This window comes from Bacillus sp. NMCC4, assembly GCF_002998555.1.
Classification (GTDB): Bacteria; Bacillota; Bacilli; order Bacillales; family Bacillaceae; genus Bacillus.
Map to the genome: position 1 here is coordinate 19,113 of NZ_PVRA01000005.1, position 20,024 is coordinate 39,136.

Annotated in this window: 23 protein-coding genes and 1 pseudogene; 12 read left to right on the forward strand and 12 right to left on the reverse strand. The window is 40.2% G+C overall.

The window, feature by feature from the left end:
- The first annotated feature begins 86 nt into the window (after positions 1 to 86).
- From C6Y02_RS11785 to C6Y02_RS11795, 3 genes are all read left to right on the forward strand, one after another.
- Positions 87 to 251, forward strand: a complete 165-nt coding sequence (locus C6Y02_RS11785) for a YvrJ family protein (protein ID WP_073204399.1) — start codon at positions 87 to 89, stop codon at positions 249 to 251.
- A 94-nt stretch (positions 252 to 345) separates the two neighbouring features.
- The gene (locus tag C6Y02_RS11790; protein WP_106030251.1) at positions 346 to 1,509 is read left to right on the forward strand and encodes an oxalate decarboxylase family bicupin; all 1,164 of its coding nucleotides are present in this window, start codon (positions 346 to 348) and stop codon (positions 1,507 to 1,509) included.
- Positions 1,510 to 1,576: 67 nt separating this feature from the next.
- A complete protein-coding gene (locus tag C6Y02_RS11795) occupies positions 1,577 to 1,999 on the forward strand; it encodes a regulatory YrvL family protein (RefSeq protein WP_106031314.1) in 423 nt (140 codons plus the stop codon).
- Between the two features lie 4 nt (positions 2,000 to 2,003).
- On the opposite strand, the gene C6Y02_RS11800 is transcribed toward C6Y02_RS11795, so the two are convergent.
- The 4 genes from C6Y02_RS11800 to C6Y02_RS11815 all read right to left on the reverse strand — a co-directional run bounded on the left by C6Y02_RS11800 (position 2,004) and on the right by C6Y02_RS11815 (position 6,772).
- Positions 2,004 to 2,498, reverse strand: coding sequence for a DinB family protein (locus C6Y02_RS11800; protein WP_106031315.1), 495 nt, complete (start codon positions 2,496 to 2,498; stop codon positions 2,004 to 2,006).
- Between the two features lie 48 nt (positions 2,499 to 2,546).
- Entirely contained in the window at positions 2,547 to 5,138 is a 2,592-nt protein-coding gene (locus C6Y02_RS11805; protein WP_106031316.1) for a YfhO family protein, read from the reverse strand.
- A gap of 87 nt (positions 5,139 to 5,225) precedes the next feature.
- Entirely contained in the window at positions 5,226 to 6,209 is a 984-nt protein-coding gene (locus tag C6Y02_RS11810) for a glycosyltransferase family 2 protein (RefSeq protein WP_034665005.1), read from the reverse strand.
- A 290-nt stretch (positions 6,210 to 6,499) separates the two neighbouring features.
- The gene (locus C6Y02_RS11815; RefSeq protein ID WP_034665009.1) at positions 6,500 to 6,772 is read right to left on the reverse strand and encodes a YfhJ family protein; all 273 of its coding nucleotides are present in this window, start codon (positions 6,770 to 6,772) and stop codon (positions 6,500 to 6,502) included.
- Positions 6,773 to 6,888: 116 nt separating this feature from the next.
- Here C6Y02_RS11815 and C6Y02_RS11820 point away from each other — a divergent pair, with 116 nt between their 5' ends.
- Together C6Y02_RS11820 and C6Y02_RS11825 are read left to right on the forward strand one after the other, a co-directional pair.
- On the forward strand, positions 6,889 to 7,038 hold the full coding sequence (locus C6Y02_RS11820; protein ID WP_003217849.1) for a small, acid-soluble spore protein K: 150 nt from the start codon (positions 6,889 to 6,891) through the stop codon (positions 7,036 to 7,038).
- 25 nt (positions 7,039 to 7,063) lie between these two features.
- Positions 7,064 to 7,237 (forward strand): YpzG family protein, encoded by a 174-nt coding sequence (locus C6Y02_RS11825; protein ID WP_003217811.1) that lies wholly within the window; start codon positions 7,064 to 7,066, stop codon positions 7,235 to 7,237.
- A gap of 208 nt (positions 7,238 to 7,445) precedes the next feature.
- Here the strand turns inward: C6Y02_RS11825 and C6Y02_RS11830 are convergent, their stop codons facing one another.
- Positions 7,446 to 7,760, reverse strand: a complete 315-nt coding sequence (locus C6Y02_RS11830; RefSeq protein ID WP_106031317.1) for a YfhH family protein — start codon at positions 7,758 to 7,760, stop codon at positions 7,446 to 7,448.
- Between the two features lie 3 nt (positions 7,761 to 7,763).
- Entirely contained in the window at positions 7,764 to 8,555 is a 792-nt protein-coding gene (gene recX / locus C6Y02_RS11835) for a recombination regulator RecX (RefSeq protein ID WP_060595806.1), read from the reverse strand.
- A gap of 94 nt (positions 8,556 to 8,649) precedes the next feature.
- Here recX and C6Y02_RS11840 point away from each other — a divergent pair, with 94 nt between their 5' ends.
- From C6Y02_RS11840 to C6Y02_RS11850, 3 genes are all read left to right on the forward strand, one after another.
- A complete protein-coding gene (locus tag C6Y02_RS11840; protein WP_106031318.1) occupies positions 8,650 to 9,546 on the forward strand; it encodes a TIGR01777 family oxidoreductase in 897 nt (298 codons plus the stop codon).
- Between the two features lie 52 nt (positions 9,547 to 9,598).
- Complete coding sequence (locus tag C6Y02_RS11845; RefSeq protein ID WP_080869592.1) at positions 9,599 to 9,712, forward strand: YfhE family protein; 114 nt, start codon at positions 9,599 to 9,601, stop codon at positions 9,710 to 9,712.
- A gap of 61 nt (positions 9,713 to 9,773) precedes the next feature.
- Positions 9,774 to 9,929 (forward strand): YfhD family protein, encoded by a 156-nt coding sequence (locus tag C6Y02_RS11850; protein WP_034665021.1) that lies wholly within the window; start codon positions 9,774 to 9,776, stop codon positions 9,927 to 9,929.
- Between the two features lie 36 nt (positions 9,930 to 9,965).
- Here C6Y02_RS11850 and C6Y02_RS11855 read toward each other — a convergent pair whose 3' ends face one another.
- Positions 9,966 to 10,553, reverse strand: a complete 588-nt coding sequence (locus tag C6Y02_RS11855; protein WP_223256567.1) for a nitroreductase family protein — start codon at positions 10,551 to 10,553, stop codon at positions 9,966 to 9,968.
- 273 nt (positions 10,554 to 10,826) lie between these two features.
- Here C6Y02_RS11855 and C6Y02_RS11860 point away from each other — a divergent pair, with 273 nt between their 5' ends.
- A complete protein-coding gene (locus C6Y02_RS11860; protein WP_034665024.1) occupies positions 10,827 to 12,083 on the forward strand; it encodes a transcriptional regulator in 1,257 nt (418 codons plus the stop codon).
- A 36-nt stretch (positions 12,084 to 12,119) separates the two neighbouring features.
- Here the strand turns inward: C6Y02_RS11860 and C6Y02_RS11865 are convergent, their stop codons facing one another.
- From C6Y02_RS11865 to mprF, 3 genes are all read right to left on the reverse strand, one after another.
- Positions 12,120 to 12,587: a thiol-disulfide oxidoreductase DCC family protein gene (locus C6Y02_RS11865; protein WP_066031146.1), complete on the reverse strand. Its 468-nt coding sequence runs from the start codon at positions 12,585 to 12,587 to the stop codon at positions 12,120 to 12,122.
- A 336-nt stretch (positions 12,588 to 12,923) separates the two neighbouring features.
- A complete protein-coding gene (locus C6Y02_RS11870) occupies positions 12,924 to 13,472 on the reverse strand; it encodes a thioredoxin family protein (RefSeq protein ID WP_034665029.1) in 549 nt (182 codons plus the stop codon).
- Positions 13,473 to 13,563: 91 nt separating this feature from the next.
- Positions 13,564 to 16,134, reverse strand: coding sequence for a bifunctional lysylphosphatidylglycerol flippase/synthetase MprF (gene mprF, locus C6Y02_RS11875; protein ID WP_034665032.1), 2,571 nt, complete (start codon positions 16,132 to 16,134; stop codon positions 13,564 to 13,566).
- A 168-nt stretch (positions 16,135 to 16,302) separates the two neighbouring features.
- Between mprF and C6Y02_RS11880 the strand changes: the two genes are divergently transcribed.
- Positions 16,303 to 16,782: a MarR family transcriptional regulator gene (locus C6Y02_RS11880; RefSeq protein WP_003217817.1), complete on the forward strand. Its 480-nt coding sequence runs from the start codon at positions 16,303 to 16,305 to the stop codon at positions 16,780 to 16,782.
- Between the two features lie 313 nt (positions 16,783 to 17,095).
- On the forward strand, positions 17,096 to 17,398 hold the full coding sequence (locus C6Y02_RS11885) for a hypothetical protein (protein WP_095286102.1): 303 nt from the start codon (positions 17,096 to 17,098) through the stop codon (positions 17,396 to 17,398).
- Between the two features lie 391 nt (positions 17,399 to 17,789).
- Here the strand turns inward: C6Y02_RS11885 and C6Y02_RS11890 are convergent, their stop codons facing one another.
- Together C6Y02_RS11890 and C6Y02_RS11895 are read right to left on the reverse strand one after the other, a co-directional pair.
- On the reverse strand, positions 17,790 to 18,068 hold the full coding sequence (locus C6Y02_RS11890) for a DUF1648 domain-containing protein (protein ID WP_075611049.1): 279 nt from the start codon (positions 18,066 to 18,068) through the stop codon (positions 17,790 to 17,792).
- A 454-nt stretch (positions 18,069 to 18,522) separates the two neighbouring features.
- A complete protein-coding gene (locus tag C6Y02_RS11895) occupies positions 18,523 to 19,533 on the reverse strand; it encodes a ketoacyl-ACP synthase III (protein WP_075611048.1) in 1,011 nt (336 codons plus the stop codon).
- A 141-nt stretch (positions 19,534 to 19,674) separates the two neighbouring features.
- On the opposite strand from C6Y02_RS11895, the pseudogene fabZ reads away from it, so the two are divergent.
- Positions 19,675 to 19,965: pseudogene (gene fabZ / locus C6Y02_RS11900) on the forward strand (3-hydroxyacyl-ACP dehydratase FabZ); the annotation flags it as partial.
- Between the last annotated feature and the right edge of the window lie 59 nt (positions 19,966 to 20,024).

Genomic DNA, 20,024 nt, shown 5'->3' on the forward strand with positions numbered 1-20,024 from the left:
TGGTTCATTTTCTCCCCCTTTGATTTCCTATTTCTTCTTTCATACCACTTATAGAGAAGACGAGCATCCGCTGGGAGGTGAGACAAATGGAGACCTTTTTTTCGGAGGAATGGCTGAAGCAGCTCGGCCAGGCTGGCTTTCCTGCCATTTTGACGGTTTATTTGCTGACACGCTTTGAACGAAAGTTTGATGAATTAAGCAAGCTCATCCAACGATTAGTCGCTGCTCAAAAAAATGATGAATCAGATTGACATCTGCTTGATTGGTTTCACCTTATGAAAACGAGGGCGAAATGAAAGGCCTTTTGTCACCTCACACAATACGATGTTGAAAGGGGATTTTATCATGAGTGAAAAGCAAAATGGGGTACCACAGCCGATTCGAGGAGAAAAAGGAGCAACGGTCAAAATTCCACGTAATCTCGAGCGAGACAGACAAAACCCAGATATGCTCACGCCACCAGAAACCGATCATGGAACGGTTCCCAACATGAAATATTCTTTTTCTGATACGCACAACCGTTTAGAAAAAGGCGGCTATGCCCGCGAGGTAACGGTGCGTGAACTGCCAATTTCTAAAAGTCTTGCCTCTGTAAACATGCGGCTAAAACCTGGTGCGATTCGCGAGCTGCACTGGCATAAGGAAGCGGAATGGGCGTACATGATTTATGGGGAAGCCCGAATTACATCGGTTGATGCAGAGGGGCGCAATTTTACAGAGGATGTGACCGAGGGTGATTTGTGGTACTTCCCTTCAGGCTTGCCTCATTCTATTCAAGCACTTGAACCGGGAGCTGAATTCTTGCTTGTGTTTGATGATGGTTCCTTCTCTGAAAATAGTACGTTCCAAGTGACTGATTGGCTTGCCCATACGCCGGAGGAAGTTGTGCTCCAAAACTTTGGAATGACAAAGGAGCAATTTAACAAACTGCCAGAGAAAGAGAAGTATATTTTCCAAAAAGGAATTCCTGGTTCCCTTGAGTGTGACAAGGTGAAAACAGAGCAAGGAGAGGTCCCGAATTCCTTTAAATATGAGCTGTTAAAACAAGAGCCGATTACGTCAAGCGGTGGACAAGTGTGGATTGCGGATTCTACCAATTTTAAAGCATCTAAAACAATTGCCTCTGCTCTTGTGAAAGTCGATCCAGGCGCCATTCGTGAGCTGCACTGGCATCCAAATACGGATGAATGGCAATATTTCATTTCTGGAAAGGCACGAATGACCGTATTTGCTTCTGATGGACATGCGAGAACCTTCAACTATCAGGCGGGAGACGTTGGATATGTGCCATTTGCAATGGGGCATTATGTAGAGAATACAGGCGACGAACCGCTTTATTTCTTAGAAATCTTTAAAAGCGATCATTATGCAGACATTTCACTCAATCAGTGGCTTGCGGTCACACCGAAACAGCTTGTTCTTGATCATTTAGATCAAGGTGAAGATTTCTTAAAACTGCTTGATACAGAAAAACATCCTGTCATCGCTGCACCTAAAAAAGAGGATTAATTCCACCTTCCTGCAAAAAGGCTGTCCTTTTTGCAGGTATCTTCATGTAAAGGAGTGTTGTTTATCCATGCAGCAATCTGTTCACGCTTTTTGGCAAGGGCTGAAATGGCTCATGGCGGCGTCGGCTGTCTGTTACATATTTTTGTTGTTTTGTGTGCTGTTCTTTCATTTGACGGGTGCTTTTTATCAATCAATTTTATCGCTGCTACTGTTTATGGGCATCTATGTTGTACTCGGGATCTCTTTTGAACATCTGGAGCACGTGCTCATGCAGTTTGTTCGAAAGTGCCGGTCTAAAAAACGATCCATCGTTTTCTATGCCATTTTATTTCACCTTTTGTTTATTTGGGGTGCTGTTTATTTATCAGACGAATTGGTTGACGGCATTTGGCTGTCTACTTCTGAGGAAATTCTTTTTGCCCTTAGTCTTTGGTTGTTTCATTTTTTGTTTGATTATGCGACGTTTCCGTTTGAGAAAGAAGCTTCATGACTCTCTATCGTCTTTCTGGAGAGAGCGCTTCTTTGATCTGCTTCATATGATGGATGTCGTGATCAATCAGTCCTTGAACATAACTTGATAACGTCAGCTCGGATTGACCGATCAAAAAGGATGTATTCCAGCGAGATGCTTCGATTTTCTTCATTTCTTGAAGCAATTCTGTTCTGACAGCAATAAATCGTCCAATCGTCTCGCTTCTCTCTTCGTGTCTCGCCCTTTCGGCTGACTGTCGATTCATTTCATGCACATCAGGTGCCTGCGGTAACGCTTGATTGTTCCAAAATTCCTTTAGACGATCGTGTAAAATAAATTCATCCCATAGAACGAAATGTGCGATGATCTCAGCAATGCTCCACTTTCCATCAGCAATGGCTCTGCGCCATTCTTCGTCTGTTATTTCCGCTAGTGACTGTACCCATTCAAGGGTGTGTTCATAATGATCAGTAATGGATTCTTTGTTTAACGTCAAATGGTTTTCCCCCATTCTCATGCTTTTATGTTGATTGTATCAATTTTGAGAAAGATAAAAAAACACCACTTATGATGAAAAGTGGTGTTTCTTGTGTTTTCTCCGTGCATATAGGATCGCACCAATCAAACTGAACAATGAAATCAACGCAAGAATTCTAATATAAGGCGGATAGTAGGTTAGCACAATCTCGTTTTTGCCTTTTTCTATTGGAAAACCAATAAAAGTGTAATTGGCTTTTTCAATATCGGTTTGATGTCCATTCACCGTGAGCTCCCAGCCTTTTTCATATGGAACAGGCAGAACCATGTAATCATCGCCGCGCTTGTTATCATATGAAATCGTAAAGCGGTTATTTTTAAGCTTTACCTGCTGGCTGCCATCATCCTGTTTTTCTTTTTCATATGCTTTCTCTAGGACGCGGTAAGGCTCTTGATACAGCTTCAGTTGATTGAGCTCATATGTCCCTTTTGGTACTCGAATGGAGAGGATCTTTTCCGCAGGGACTCGAATCGTCACTTCATTTACGCCTGTTTTGTAGATGGATGTATTGCTTTTTCGTGAGGTGACGTAGTCGTCAACGGATAACTGAAACCCTGCGTTACGGTCGGTCCGCTTCACATAAAAGCTCACATACACATCCCCTGAACGGGCCATATCATCTGGCAGTGTGATATTCAGGCCGCCTGTTTCTCCGTATACATCAAGCACGCCATGTTCGTATACAGCTTGTTCCGTATGAATATTCGTATCTTTGACTCGATCTGCTGCACGCTCGATTTCAGCGTTTCCTTTTTTGTCTAAAATGACGCCTTGCAACATCGCATGTTCTTTATCAAGTGCTGAGGCATCCTTTAAGGATTGTTCTGAATAAATGGTGCTCGTTGTTCTTGCAAATGGCAGCGGCCGAGTATTTTCATATACCTCATAATGCTCACTTTTCAAAATTGGCTTAAAATAAGCTGGCGGTGAGTAAGGCATCATGTTGTTTCTCATATAATACTTTCCGTAGGTCAGGCTGTATAAATTCGCCCTGTCCCCCATTGTTGCATAACGGCTGACACTTTCCCTTCCCATATCGATTTGCAGGTCATTCCAGTAGAAATTGAGCAAATGCTGATTCAATATACTTGAATACACGCTCATGCCTTGGAAGCCTTCAAATAATGGGGTATTGTTTCGCACGCCATTCATCCAATCAATCCGGGCGAGCGGATCTTTTGAGCGGCTTTGAATCTGCTGAATGAGCTTCATTTGCTCATGTCCAGCATATGCCTCACTATTCAGATACGTATCTGATACGCTCTTTATATTGCTTCTTTCAGATAAGTATTCCTGCTGATACACGCCTGCTGTCAGTAGGCTAATGGCAAGAAGCACAGCTGAAAAGAGACGAAGGTGCTGACGTTTTTCCGCATGCATCCATAGGAAGAACAAGCTGATCACAAGCAGTCCTATGCCTGTAAACACAACGACATCCATGTTTCCCTTTGCTCGTTCTGAAAGAGCGACTGCGAGAAGGAACACGATCCAAGCGCCTAAGACCGCACGCTTTTTCCACTTCCACTCGATTTGTGAGAAATGCTTGATCATGATGGCAACAACCGCTCCAACTGTAAAGGCAAGAATGTATTCAAATCTGTACTGCGGTGCCGAAAAACCATTAAACACGCTCGCCATCTTTGGGCTAAAGTGAAAAATAATGAGCAGGATACTGATGGATGTGAACATGAAAAACCATCTGTTCCGGTAAAGCGGAACGAGGAACAGACAAATCAGAAAAATCACGGGTAATAAATATACCCTGCTCATAAACAGCAGATGATCATGCAGATCAAACCAAGGTATAGATTGATCATATGGTGGTCTTACATTATTGAGAAAGCCATAAACAGACGGGATAAAAAAAGCGGCACTGATCCCAAAGGATAACAGCGTAGAGATCGCAAGCGTCCAGAACACCTTCCACCCGCGCTCCTCACTTCGCAGCTTGATCATATATCTGAAAACAAGATAGATCGCTAAAAAGATAAAATGAATATAAGCAAAGTAAAAGTTGTTGATGAGCATCAGGCTGCACGCCAAAATAAACCAAGCCGGCTTACCCGTTTTGAATATCCGTTCAACCCCAAGCACAAGCAACGGAAGCCACATCATGCTGTCGGTAAAAAACTCCCAAAATGTTTGATGCCGAAAATACACAATAGACAGTCCGTAAATTGCGGCACCTGTCAATGCACTTAGTCTATTTTGAACCATTGAAAGAAGCACACGGTAAGCGATGATTAGAATGAGCGTCAGCTTGATCACGCTCACCCAAATCACAGCATGTGCCCAGAAATGAATGTCCGTTGACTGTATGAAATGAAGCGTATTCATCAGCCAGACGACAGCGACTGTCACCATAAAGACCGTCGACGTTGTGAAATAATACCCTAATTGCGTGTATGTACCGCCGCCTAGACCGAATTGATAGGAATAAAAGAAATTCCCTTTGACATATTCGTCGTAAAGCAGCTTTTTAAATGGGAGCATTTGCGAGATGCCGTCCCCATCTCCTGTCATGTACCGGTCTTGCGTATATTCATATAAGAAAAAGGAGTGTCCTAATAAAGCAAGAATGAGGCACATTCCAATGATTATCCATCTACGTTTCATCATCTAAATCCTTTCCACAAAAGATCCACTGTTCTTTGAAACAAAACAACCCAGCAAGCGATTCGTGCTTGCCGGTTATTTGACTCCACGTTATTTAAATAACTGTGTTAACACTCGGTCTTGTTCCTTTGAGCTTGTCTCTTGCTGCATGACATTTGATTCTTGGATCAAATAATGCGGCCTCTTTTTCGTTTCATAATAAATACGGCCAATATATTCTCCAATCACACCTAGACTCAAAAGCTGGACACCTCCGAGGAAAAGCACAGCCGATATTAAAGTGAAATAACCCGGTACCATCACGCCCGTTCTAACAATTTGAATAAAGGTGGCCACGATGTAAATCAAAGAGAGGAATAAGATCAGTATGCCAGTATAAAAACAAATACGCAGCGGGCGGTTGTTAAAAGAAATGACGCCATCTATGCCATAGTTAAATAACTTCTTCAGTGACCATTTTGTATCACCATGCTGTCTTTCTACATTTTCATAATAGATGACCTTTTCTTCAAACCCAATCCAGCAAAAAAGCCCTTTTGAAAAACGATTTCCCTCTTTCAGCTGAAGCAATGCATCGATTGCTTGGCGTGAAATTAAACGGAAATCCCCGACGCCATCACGCAAGTCCACTTCTACTACCTTGTTCATCACTTTATAGTACATGGATGCTAAGTAAGAGCGAAGCTTGCTGTCTCCTTTACGGTTCCGTTTGGCAATGACTTGATGATAGCCTTCTTCATACCCTCTGACAAAATCCTGAATCAAATACGTTGGGTGCTGCAGGTCGGCGTCCATGATGATCGCAGCTACTCCCTTCGCATATTCAAGTCCTGCCAGAATAGCGGCTTCCTTCCCAAAGTTACGCGAGAAGGAAATGTATTTGACCTTTGCACTTTTGCGAGAGAGCTCTCTCATGTATTGAAGTGTGTTGTCCTTGCTTCCATCATTCACAAAGATGATTTCAAAGTTATAATGAAAATCGCGAAACTCTTCCTCGAGTGCCTCAAAGATTCGTCTGATGTTTTCACCTTCATTGTAAGAAGGAATTATAACAGAGAGCAATTCTCGTTCCATATCGCACCTTCTCTTCACTTTTTTCACATAGTCTGTTATGTTCATTATTCCTTTTTTGTCAGAAAACGAAACCCTTTTTTATTATCCATAAATTACATGTCTCTTTAATCGTTCCATTATATCAAAGTTTTATTTCCAGTGATTTTCAGTAAGATGAATTTAATGTAATTTTAAGTTTAACCATTGTAAAAAGCCTGTAATTTCGATCACAGACTGGGTATTGTATCATAAAATTGTTTGCTTATTTATATATTTTCCTATTTATTGAAAAAGATGAGCGGGCACTTCTTTTAATGAAGCAGCCCTTTGTTCTGCCCTTGCAGATGCTCGTTTGCCTTTGATTGTTTATTTTGAAATAAATGCAGCTGTGCACCGTAGCTCTCAATCCATTCTTGGACAATCCGTTCTGTTGTTTCCTGTCCTTTATACTTGCGGCCAGCCTTTGCATAGGTCGTTTCAAAATCACTCCAAAGCAGCTCTACCCATGTACGTGCTTCTTCATATGTCAGCATATTGTTTTTTTCCATGAGTTGTTCTGTTAGTCGCTCAAAGTATTGTTCCATGTCGGTTCCTCCTTCATCTAGCAGAAAGTGCCTTTTTAAAAAAACCTCTTTTTTCATATACTACCCTTACGTCTTCAAAAGACGCAAATGATTTGTATTGTTTGGAGGGAATCGATATGCGTAATAAAGCAAAAGGCTTTCCAAATCAAGTGAATCACAAATTTGAAGGCGAACCAGGCGCCACAGATGCTTATGCGTCTAAAAGGCCGAATGGTGAGACGAATACACGTCCACAGGAACGTATGAGGGCATCAGGGAAACGCTAATTTTTCCAAAGGGAGTGCTTGAGATATGAGTTCAAATGGGAAATCGTATATGGAAGACTTTGTTCAATTAAGGACAACCGCTTACCCTCAACCATGGGCGAATGCAAAGCATTCTGCCTCTCAGGTCAACGGAGAAACGCAGCAAACGCAGCACGACATCGTACTTCAGAACAACGTCCGTAAACAGCGTTCGAAGTAAAGAAAAGGACTGATCTTAGGATCAGTCCTTTAGATTGTTGACAAAGGGCTAAAATGATTTTTATTTTAACCCTTTGTCTTCTTTTCAGCGTGATAGAAAACCTTTGCAGCCCTAGGAAGGGCGAGCACCGGAGCGGAGCGAATTTGACATTCGTGAGCACCGGCGTACAGACCTGACACCGAATGCGAGGGTTTGCCTACACGCCGGATCAGTTCTTTTGCGTAAGCATTGAAATCGGCAGGGCATCTTCCTTATTTGGAGCCGATACTCTGTATCCCCACGCAAATACGCCATTTAAATATTCCACGTAAAATTGCTCGTCTGTATCTTTGATTTGATAAGTCGTTTTGGTTTGAATGAGGGCGGGATCTAATAAGTAGGCTTTGGCCATATCGATTTTCCGTTCTAAGACGGCATATTCATTGACAATGCCAAGCTGCTCAGCCTTTCGTGCTTTTTCAGAAAGAGAGGCAATTTCCTGCTTCAATTCGTATTCCGTCATCTCACTATAACGTTTTTCCATCTGTCATTCCCCTTTGTCTAAAACGTGATCAATTGTATCGAGATCAAAGCCTTTTCTGAATAAAAACTGCTTCACTTTCATCTTCTTTTCAAATGATCCGTCATATCCTACCTTGCGTTTTGCCTTCTCCAGCATATAGAGGAGGGCTTCTTCTTCCTTTTCCTCTTCTTGTCCATCATAGGCTTCTTGAAGGGCTTTATCAATGATCGCAAACGAAAATCCCTTTCGCTGAAGCTGAAGCTTGATGCGCTGCTCGATCTCTTTTGCAGAACGATTCTTTTCTTTTCTCACAAGCTTGAGAACCTGATTGACGGCTTCCTCCAGCTGTAAGTCATCAGGATATTGCGATAGCGCTTGTTCAATGGTGTCATCGTCTATGCCTTTAAGCTTTAACTCTTTTTTCAGGACGGACGGCCCTTTGCTGTTCGTTTTACGGTGGGTACTTACATAGGCTTCCGCAAATTCAAGATCATTTACATACTTGTAATGCTTTAATTTGTGTATAATTTCACTAATAGCAGGCGCTGGAATTTCTTTTTTCGTCAAATAATCGGTCACTTCTTTCACCGATCTCATTCGGTAGGATAAATAATCGACGGCCTGCTGAAATCCTTTTTTCACAGCATCACCGAATTGAATTTCAATGATATCTGCTTCGTCCAGCTCTTTCCCTTTTTTCAAATCGTGCTGGACGAGCACATCTAGATCAACGCTAAAGGCGTACTTTTCATCAAGAAAGATGTTCACCCGCTCCGTATTGTTTTTCTGAGCGGAGATTTTTGTAATATAGGGCATCCTGTGATCACTCCTTTTTTAAAACAATCAGGATGTTTCTTCTGATTCAAAATCGTGAAAAATATAGGTATGTATATGAGAGGAGAGATGTCAATTGAATATCGCCATCACCGGAGGAACCGGTTTTATCGGCCAGCACGTCACTAAAGTGCTCGCTGCTGAAGGACATCATCTATATATTTTAACAAGAAATCCAAAGGAATCCGAACAAAATCATTTACACTATGTGCAGTGGCTGACAGAAGGTGCTGCGCCTGAGCATGAACTGCCTGCCATTGATGTCTGGATTAACCTTGCTGGAAAATCCATTTTCACCCGCTGGACAGACAAGGCAAAAGAAGGCATCCTCTCTAGCCGTATTCAATCCACACAAGAAGTGAGACGCATTATAGAGGCGCAGGAATCGAAACCATCTGTGCTCATTCAAGCTAGTGCTGTCGGAATTTATGGCATGTCTCAAACAGGAGATTTTACGGAGGAATCACCTCCTGCGGATACTGATTTCTTAAGTCATACCTCAAAGCTTTGGGAAGCTGAGGGGCAAAAGATTGAAGCACTCGGCATTCGTACCGTCTACACACGGTTTGGTGTCGTGTTAGGAGAAAAAGGTACACTGCCACTGATGACTCTGCCATATAAGCTGTTTGCCGGCGGGACGATCGGCTCTGGTTCGCAATGGGTTTCATGGGTTCATGTCGAAGATGTGGCACACCTCATTGCTTATGCGATACACCATGACGACTTCTCAGGTCCACTCAATGTCACATCACCGAATCCTGTGCAAATGAAGCAGCTCGGACAAACGATTGCGTCTGCCCTTCACCGCCCTCACTGGCTGAAGGTCCCATCCTTTGTCATTCAAACGGCACTTGGTGAAATGTCATTACTTGTTTTAGAAGGCCAGCGTGCGCTGCCGAAAAAGGCACTGCTTTCTTCTTATGACTTTTTGCATCCTGAACTAAAAGAAGCGATTTTGCATTCAGAGGAATAAATTTTGTCAAAAACACCCATCCTATTAGAAATGAGATGAGGGGGCGATTTTGATGAAGAAAAAAGAACACCAGCCAACTTCAAAGCTGAAGAAAACCCAGGAAGTCCTGTATCAGCAGGAATTCAAAAAAGCAGAAAGAGCAGCAGCAGAAAAAAGAAACAAATAAGATGGATATTCCACTCCAACAAGCACATAACTAAAGTGATCTTGTAAAGGAGGGAAAGGCTTTGAAAAAAGACCAACACCAAAAATCCAACCACGAGCTTGCAGCACAAGAGACGGATGGCGAATATGTTGAATTTTCCAAAGAACTTGCAGATCCAAATGACGTAAAAGCAATGGCACGTATGAAAGCAGCCGACCAGCGCGCCAAAAAACAATAAGTAAAAAAGCAGACACTTTAGCGGTCTGCTTTTCTTTTATTGAATTTCAGTTAAAAGACTTGATGCTTTCTGACGTGATTTTTCCTCAGGCACCTCTTCTGGATAACCAATGTGAAGGATCGCAGCAAAACGCTCGTTTTCCTTTAAGCCCATGTCTTGTTGAAAGCCTTTGTCATATAAAATGCGGCCGCTCTTCCAGACCATACCGATCCCTTGATCCCAAGCAAGCAGCTGGAAGTTTTGAATGAGCGCGCTCACAGCGGCAAAATCATCATTTCTCACCACTGGATTCTCGTCTTCCTTTAACACTACTAGTAAAAGCGCTGGGACCTTAGAAAAGTAATCTCTATATTGATTGATCTTTTCTTCCTTTGCATCTGGGTTGTTGCGCTGAAAGAACGCAATGAAGCGATCAACAAAAGTTGCTTTGGCCTCATCCGTCACCGCATATAGAAAGCGCCATGGCTCCGTGATTTTATGGTTCGGTGCATAGACCGCATCCTCTAATAGCGGCTGAAGCTGCTCAATGGTCACCGGCGTCTCTTTGAATTTTCGAATGGATCGTCTATATCTGACAGCGTCTCGAATCGTTAACGCTTCTGTTTGTTGTTTGATTTCTGGCATATCTGTCATCCTTTCAATCAATCTTAATTGAAATTGATTCTCATTCACATTATAAACATCATTTAGGGCAATTTGCAAATGGTGTTTCCCTTCCTGTCTGCTAAAAAGTTGTTTGACTTTTTCAAGTAATGTTACAATCATATTACGTTTTAAACAAATTTTGATAAAAAAACCATGATGATGAAATGGTTTCAGGTATTCCCATTTTGTCTGATTCGGTTATTTTGTCAAAAGGCTTTCAACCCATGATTGGAAGGGAGGCTTCTGGATGGAATGAAAATCAATATCGGGCAAATCATCAAGCTCTACCGTTATAAACAAAATATGACCCAATCTGAATTGGCAGAAGGAATTTGTTCTGTCTCTCATTTAAGTAAAATCGAAAATGGCTCAAAGGAGGCCAATCAAGATACCATCAATTTACTGCTTGAACGGCTGGGCATCAGTCAAGAAACGCTGTCACAAAAGGCGCGTCACCTGCTGTCACTCTTGGACGAGTTTCAAATGAATATGTATTTCTATGCACTCGATCAGGCAGAACAAAATGCAGAAATGATCATTCAGCACGAGGAGCAGTTCTTTTCGCTGGATTTAGGCATTCAGTATCATCTGTCCTTATTTCAATTTTATTTATTAACGGACAAACAGCCGCTTGCCTTAAAAACACACCGCGTGCTTAAAAAGTTTGAAAAAACCTTTATTGAAACAGAAAAAGAAATTTTCGAATATTTAGATGGCATTCATCTAATAAAAAATGGTCAGCTTGAAGAAGGCTTAAAAAAACTTGAGAGCTGCTTTTCTTACGCGTCTGTTGAACAAAGTGACCTATATTATCACTATGCAAAAGCACTCGGAAATATGGGACATCTTGGTGATGCGCTTGAAGCGACACATCAAGCGATGGATTTATATAGACAAAAGAACAATTTCAAGCGGATTATTCACTGTACACTCATTCATGGCGTGATCTCACTGGAACTAAAAGCCTTTCAAACGGCGAAGAAATATTTAAAAGAAGTGATTATGCACACGTCCCTTCACCCTGATGCCTATATTAAAATGACGGCTTATTTTTATTATGGGGTGCTCTTAAAACGTGAAGGCGATTTCTCTTCAGCTGTGCCTTATTTACTAGATTCACTCAATTACTTTAATCAAGAACAGATAGAAGACCGTTACTGTGAAACATTGTATGAAATTGCGACATTATATGCTGAATACGACCGCAAAAAGGCACTTCCCTACATACACGAGCTCTTAAAACAGCCTCGTATTCAGCCAAATTGTTTATATATGATCAAAATCTATAAATTGATGATTGAGGAAAACCCTCTTGATTTGAAAACCTATTTGATCGAAGCAGCCCTTCCTTACTTTAAACAAAATGAGCTGCACAGTGAGTACTTGTTTGCTCTTAGAACCTTGCTTTCCTATGCGGCTTCTGAGCTTGACGAACGTGCATATATGTCCTATACGAGAACGCTGCTTGATCACTTAGCATCATATGTTCCCTATTACAAAAAAGCATGACCTTCTGCCGATCGAAGGTCATGCTTTTCCTATTCATTAAATGGTCTTCTGTTGATCTGTACCAGGACGAGTGACTTGTTTGACAGAATGAATGTACCGTTTTCTCGCAAAATAATCATACGCATGCTGTCCAAAGCCTAACCAAATGCTGAGCACGATGAATGGGACCGTTCCCCATAATGCAGGGATATTGCAGGCAATTCGCAGCCACGTATAGATCCCCGAATTTTTTTGGTTTTTGGCTAAGGAAATAGACACGATTCGTTTTTCTGCCTTCTCTTCACTTATTTTGTTGAGCTTGAGCAGTTGCGAATGCCTAAAGGATTCAAAATGAATACGGTTCTTCCAATCGAGAGCTTTCAACAAGTCAATCGCTTTTGCACATGAAGGACTTTGCCCGTCATAAAACACAAGCAGCCTCAGTGATTTGATGGAACGCTGTTCTCTTTTTTTCGATTCAGCGAGCTTCTTTTTTTCTTGATCGAGATAAATGATTTTTTTCATAGATTGATCGCCAGCCCTTTTCCGTCATTTGTTTTTTAGTTCGTTCAAAGGAGATTACAACTAGATTACTATAGTTGCTGGGCCTCTTGTATTGGGAAAAAGCAAACCAACGTGCGTTATATGAGCCTTTAGATAAGGGCAAAATTGAGGTTTTCATGGCACATATGAGGTTTTTCAACTAAAAATGGTTGGGAAAATCGTGATGCTTTGCGGTTTTCTGCGGTTTTTTGTAGAATTCTGCGGTTTTTCTACATCTTTATGCGGTGTTTTGTAGGTGAGACGCAAAAACAAGATAAAAAAAGACTACTTCCCGTTGCGGCGAAGTAGTCTTTTGGTTTATATTTTTTCCAAAACTTCTACTATTTCTTTCTCAATATCTTTCCATAAGTAACGATCTGTCGTATAGTGATGTGCGGCTTCTTTCGCAAATACTTGAAAAGCTTCTTCAAAATCAGGTGCATCCTTGTCTGGTTTTTTCTCATCAACAAAGCGCTGTGCTTCTGTTGAGCGTGGCCCCCATTTTCCTACTTCATTCCCGTCCTGATCAATGATCACGATAATCGGAATCGATCTTGCGGTCCCGTTCGTTAAATACTGATCCATCAGGTCTAGATGCTCGTCCCGAATGAAATAGCGCGCATCAATGAGTGCTTCACTCGCGATACGCATGAAAATTGGTACATTGACCATCGCATCCCCGCACCAATCCGCTGTGATGACAAGCGCTCTGAGCTTTTTCTTTTGCAGCTTTTGAAGCAGCTCTTTTTCTTTTTGATGAATTGCGTACTGATTGTACACCGTGAGCAGATTTTCTCGGTTTTTCTCCATGTTGTGTACATATGTACGTTCAGTTAATCCCTTTGTAAACCATTCATTTAATGTCATATTTACATCCCCCTTACCCTTCAACTTTACCACTTTTGCTATTCTTTTGTCTAAAAAAACCTTCACCTAGTGAAAGGTAAAGGTTTTTGATCTATGGACGCCGGTTGCGATTTGGGTCCATCCCAATCAGCTTGGTGACAAGCACCATTGTGACAGGTAATGAAGTATTCTTTTTATACGCTAAATATTTTCCGCGCCACTCGGGTTTATATTTCTGTTTAAACGACCTTAATCCACTGAAGCTGTACATAAATCTGACGTTGTTGAAAATGACACTCGCCAAACGCTCCGTGAGGAAGGACTGATGAAACGTCCCTACATTTGATAAAGGCGCCATTCCCATGTTAAAGGATTTGTAGCCTTTTTCTTTCGCCCATTGAAAAAGGTGGATAAACAGCGCATCCATCATCCCGTTCGGTGCATCATGCATATGACGCATTAAGTCGATGGAAATCTCCCCTTCTTGATACATCGGCATTAGTGACACAAAAGAAATGATCTCCCCTTGTTCATCCTTCAGAATCGCAACCGGTGCTTTTTGAAGATAATCTTCTTGAAAATAGCCGAGCGAAAATCCTTTTTCTTTTTTCTTTCCGAGCCAGCTGTCAGAAATCTGTTTTAAGGTTGAAATGAACTCATCTGAAAAAGGCGGTTCCAGCATTTCAAACGTATAGCCTTCTCGTTCAAACTTATTGGCCACAGCCCGTAAATTTGATTTTTTCTTACCGGAGAGAGAGAACGTTTCTAAATCGACCATGGCTTCTTCTCCAAGCTTAAAGAAATGAAAGCCTAAGTCATGATAAAGCGCCATCCCTTCCCGTTCTACTTGATAAAAAGCGACACGATAGCCTGCTTTTTCGGTCTGCTGTAAAAACTCCTCAAGCACAAGTGGATAGGACGCTTTACGTCCAGAGGGATCTCCGAGCACAATGACGCAGCGGCCAATTCGTCCAAATTGAAGCATCGCCTCTCCATCACTTGAGAAAAATAATTTTTTATCGCCTAAAAAGCCAAGATGACTGAGGGCATTTCCGCCCTTTTCCTCTAAAAACGTTTTTAATTTTTCCTCATCTGCTATTTCTCCAATAGGAAATGCTTTTTTATTAAAAATCAATTTACTAATGAAAAAGAAAAGTGGTACACCGATGAGAGCAATCATGCTCGTCATCGTGATATGCCGTTCATTATGCACCAGGTAATCCTTACTCAAGAAATGCCCAATTTTTGTCCAAATAAAGTTGCCGATGACATTATAGTTAAACAGCACGAGTAAATATCCAGCGGCGGCCGCCACAAACTGATACAACGAATAAGGGGCCTGCTGCTTCACAAATTGATTTCGAAGAGAGAAAAATACAGCCATGATGACTGGCAGAATAAAGATGAGACTCAGGTTAAATCCTTTTAACAAAGTAAACACAAAGCCGCCTGCTAGGGCGATCATCGTCAGCACGTACGATCTTTTTGTTCGTTTATACACTTCAATGGACAATATCATCAGAATGATTCCGAACATTAAAGAAAGACCATTAAATCCTGATAACAGAAAGCGTGGAATGCTGGTAATCACGCCTAATCGATCGACAGGAAGCACAACAGACGCCATGATGAGCAAGCCGCTTCCGAAGGTTAAAATTGATAATGATCCGTACAATAAACGGATTAATAAAGCACGGTGCAACACAATTAAGACGTTCGTTGTTTCTATGGCAGGTGCCATTCTCGGATTGCCTTCAAGACGTCTAAGCGTCGTTCCCGTTAAATCGTAAGCAGCTAGACAAAGCCCAAGGATAAACGGGAAAATCGAGTACACGAAGCGGTACAAAACGAGCGCCGTCAGCACCATCTCTTTATCAAACCCAATGTACTGCATGCTGAGTAAAAAGATGAGATCAAACGAACCAAATCCGCCCGGAACCATACTGATTAAACCACCGATTGACGCAATCGCAAATACGCCTAATACAATCCGGACATCGACATTCATCCCCATAGAGACGACAGCCATGTACATGACAAGACCAGCTGCCAGCCATTCTAAAAACGATGCACCGATATAAGCGTAAATTGGATGCTTCAGTCCATTTTCACCGCTCTCAATCGAGCTTTTTCGAATTGATGCCATGATGATATATATCGGTACAATACAGGCAAAGATGATAACAAAGGCCCATAGCCACGGCTCTTGGCTGATAATACTTTCTACAGGAAGCACCCTCACCAAGATCAGATCACTGAAAATAGATAAGCCCAAAAGGACCGAGGAAGTCAAAAGGGCAATGCCTTTCAGCAGTTTTTTCGTATCGGTTATGTACTCCTTGTATAGAAGCGTTCTAAGCCCTGCTCCTGATAGACCGCCGAACCCAAGGACACTGTTAAAGGAGTTCGCAATCCAGGAAATGCGAATCGTTTTCCAGCCGCTGATGGGCATATTAAGGCTTCTTCGTAAAATAAAATCATATAAGGACATCGATAACACTGCGACAAGTCCAAGAAAGACAAGAATAAACAAGTCCATTCGATTCAAGCTGTCAATAATATAAAACGTCTTTTTAATGGAAAGGCCGCTCAGCTCCTGCTTGGCGACAAAAATTAAGACAAGGATGATCACGATCGGAAAAAGCATTTTTAAGATCGTCATACCCGTTTTTTTGTTCCACATGTTTTCCCCAACTTTCTAGGTTGCTTCATTTATTTAGACTGAACATTATTATACAACAAATACCACTTGATTCATGCAGTTTAACATTCAAAAGCTTGACGAACCTTTCAATTAGAAGTAAAAATCAGTAGTATAGAGAAAAGAGCCGCTTAAAGGAAGTGAACAAGCGTGGAATATAATATTCATGACACCACTGTATTAAAAGAAGAGATTCTATCTCCAGAGGAAAAAAAGACATGGGTGCTTTATATGAAAGTACTCACAGCTGCAGGTCTTGGAGATGTTTCAGAATGGATGAAGCTCGATATGAGTATGCCTCAAATGAAGGTGCTCATGCTGCTCAATAACCATGGCTCTCTCAAAGTATCCGAAATCGCTGAAAAAATGGGCGCTTCTCTATCCAATATGACAGGTCTGCTTGACCGGTTAGAACAGTCTCACTTTGTCGAGCGAAAACACTCTGAGCGTGACCGGAGAATCATTGTCGTAGAACTAACGGAGGAAGCGAAAAATATTTTCAGAAGCATTTATCAAAAAGGACACGAAAAAATCAAAAATTCCCTGCAACGGCTCAATGACGAGGAAAAAGAAAAAGTCAACGAAGGGCTGGCTATTTTAGAAAAAGCACTGCGTCCTGAACGCGGCTAAACATGAAAAGGAAAAAAGACGGTCACTTGAGGTCCGTCTTTTTTATTTCTTCTTCTACTAGTTTATCTGAGAGGATAAACGTTTTTTGAATAACTCCCCTGTCATCCCATAAAAGGTAGTTGGTGGAGGGCATGATTTAAGTTGTAAGGTCTGTAAAAGTACTGATGAGATACAGAAGAAGTATTCCAAACATTTAAGAGTAAGTTAGATCGTTATAAGAAGTCATATAAAAACGAATAAAAGAATTGAGTTTTCCAGGCAGAAGAAATGTTATTCATCTTGCTAATTCCCTATTTATTAGTGAGGTGTATTTATGGCAGAAAGAGATCATTATAAAAATTTGTTGATAAAACTCTGTGAAGATCAGGGAATATCAACTCGTAAACCTAAATTTGAACAAGTTGAAAGTTTGATTCTTATTAATCTTAAGAATCAATTAAAAGAAGGAGTTGACTTGGAATGTTTTAAGGTTTTAAACCTGATCCATCAAACAGTCTCACCCTTTGGAATAAAATTTGACCAACAGCTTACTTTGTATCCTGGTGGAAATCGTTTGGACAGAGTGACAGTTTCTTTTGATAAAGATGATTACGAGCTGACCGGTGACACGAAATGAACTTTGAAGGTGGTGTGTGCAATAGTTTTGATTTTTACGGAAGTTCAAAAAATAAACTTCCGGGCAATACCAGGAATGGGGTCCCGCCAACCAAATGACATAAAACCCACGCTAAGGGGTACCGCCAGAATTTCGGAAAAAAACCACGCTAAGAGTATGCAAGATTTTATACAACTTTTAAGATAATCCAGTAACAAACAAGGACCCTAAAACCGCGCCAGATAGGAATGTATAAAAAAATGCATAGATTTATAGAACAAAAAAAGGGGGGTCCATTGTGAGAGTAGGGTTCCTCCTCTATATTTGCTACCGTTAAATGAGACGTTATGTTAATTAGGTTTGTATAAAGTATTCATGTTTTCCTTAGAATAAGATCAAATAATAATTTAAATTAATATATAGCCATATAAATTATTACCATTTGAAGAATCGCAAATAAATATATTGCATAGAAAGCTTGAATTGAAATTTTATTCATATAATAGGCAATAATCATACATACTGGAGAAATAAAAAGTCCGATATATTTTTTTACAATTAAGTCAGACTCATTCCATCCATTAAAATGTATTGGAATTTCGTTATAACTAAACGGATAAGCTAAGATAGAAATTAAAAATGTTAATACAATAACTGCTAAAAGAACTTTATTGTTAAATAACCAATACATATCTCTCCTTACCCACCAAAAATTCATTATAATTAATTATAGAATGTTAATATATCATTTATAAAATATGTATTTGAATTTATAACCCTCAAAGTAATTAATGACAAAAATGCACTTCCAATAACGAATTTTATGTAAATAAGCTGTCCATATGGACGGCTTATTGTATGTTTTTGCTTAACGTGGTTTTTTTCCGAAATGCTGGCGGTACCCTATCACTATTAAGTAAGGTGTCATCTAAATCAAATAGCATTGCTTTATAATCTCTTAATTAACTTCACAGCCTTTCTTATATAAATAATCCCTAGTTCGCACCTTCAAACTTTCAGTTTACTAAAAAATGTAATCTTTAACTATCGCACCCAATAATTGAAGATAAGCAAACTGAGTTGTCAATTGGCAACCAATTCTTAAAATCAAATTCATTTCTTTGTTAATCATTATGTAAAATCTATTACAACGGGGTTGGAGCATTAATTAGTTGGTCAAAATTTATTTCTAAAAGTTGTCCTGCGTGAACCAAACCACTCCCAAAACCGTACATAAGAACTCGGTCTCCATTTTTGACTTTTCCTTCACGGATTCCAAGGTCAAGAGCTAAAGGAATTGTAGCAGCAGAGGTATTTCCATAATTGACTAAGCTATAAAGTGTCTTTTCCAATGAGTATTCTAATTTTTCACAAATTGGTTCTATCAATCTTAAGTTAGCACTATGGGGTATAAACCAATCAACTTGATCTAAACTCGTTTGTGTTTTTTCTAAAATCTTTCGTATGCTGTCTGGAATATTTCTTACAACCCATCGAAAAACTTCTCTACCATTTTGTACAAGACATTGAGTATCGATTAACTCAATATCATTGACCTTTTTTGATAGTCCAGAACGATATACATGTTGCGCTCCTCTTCCATCACTTCCTAGATGGAATCCAATGAAGTCGTTGGATTGTTCATCTCTTTCAACTAATACTGCACCAGCACCATCACCAAATAGAATGCATGTACTTCTATCGGCATAATCCGTAATTTTTGAGATTGTGTCTGCTCCAATAACTAATACCTTTTTGTGGAGTCCAGAAGAAATTAAACCGTTTGCTGTATGCAATGCATAAACAAATCCTGCACACGCTGCACTTAAATCTATAGCACCTGCTTGGTTTATATTTAATTGATCCTGTATTATGCTGGAAACAGATGGGAATGGGAAATCTGGTGTACTAGTTGCTACAATAATCATATCTACATCTTCAACTTTTTTATTATATCTGTGCATTAAATCTTTTACAGCAGACACACATAAATCACTGGTAAATTCATCAGAACGAGTTATTCTACGTTCATGAATTCCTGTTCTTTGGATAATCCAATCATTACTTGTTTCGACCATTTGCTCAAGCTCAAAATTTGTTAATTTCTTTTCAGGTACATAGGTACCAATAGCTGTAATTCTTGCTTTTGACATCATTTGTTTCTCCCCCTTTACTATAATTACACTTAGTTTTATAATCTAATATTAGTACCAGATACTAATATTGTCAAAAATTAAAAATGAAAATACTGATAATTGAAAATCCGCTTGTGAAAATATAAAAAGGGAGAGGGAGTCATGTTCAATACTCAACAAATTAAAGAAATTATTCCACATCGTTATCCGTTTTTATTAGTTGATTGTATTCTTGAAATAGAGGAGGGAAAACGCGCAGTTTGAATTAAAAATGTTACTACTAATGAAGAGTGCTTTAATGGTCACTTTCCAGAATATCCAGTATTGCCAGGTGTTCTAATTGTAGAAGCGTTGGCACAAGTAAGTGCAGTTATTATGTTAATGAAAGATGAAAATCGAGGGAAAATTGGATTATTAAGCTGTTACTATAACGTATCTCCAAAAGAACATATTTCGCTATATAAAACAATGCCGCCATGCAAATAAACATGGCGCCAACAATTTTTCTACCA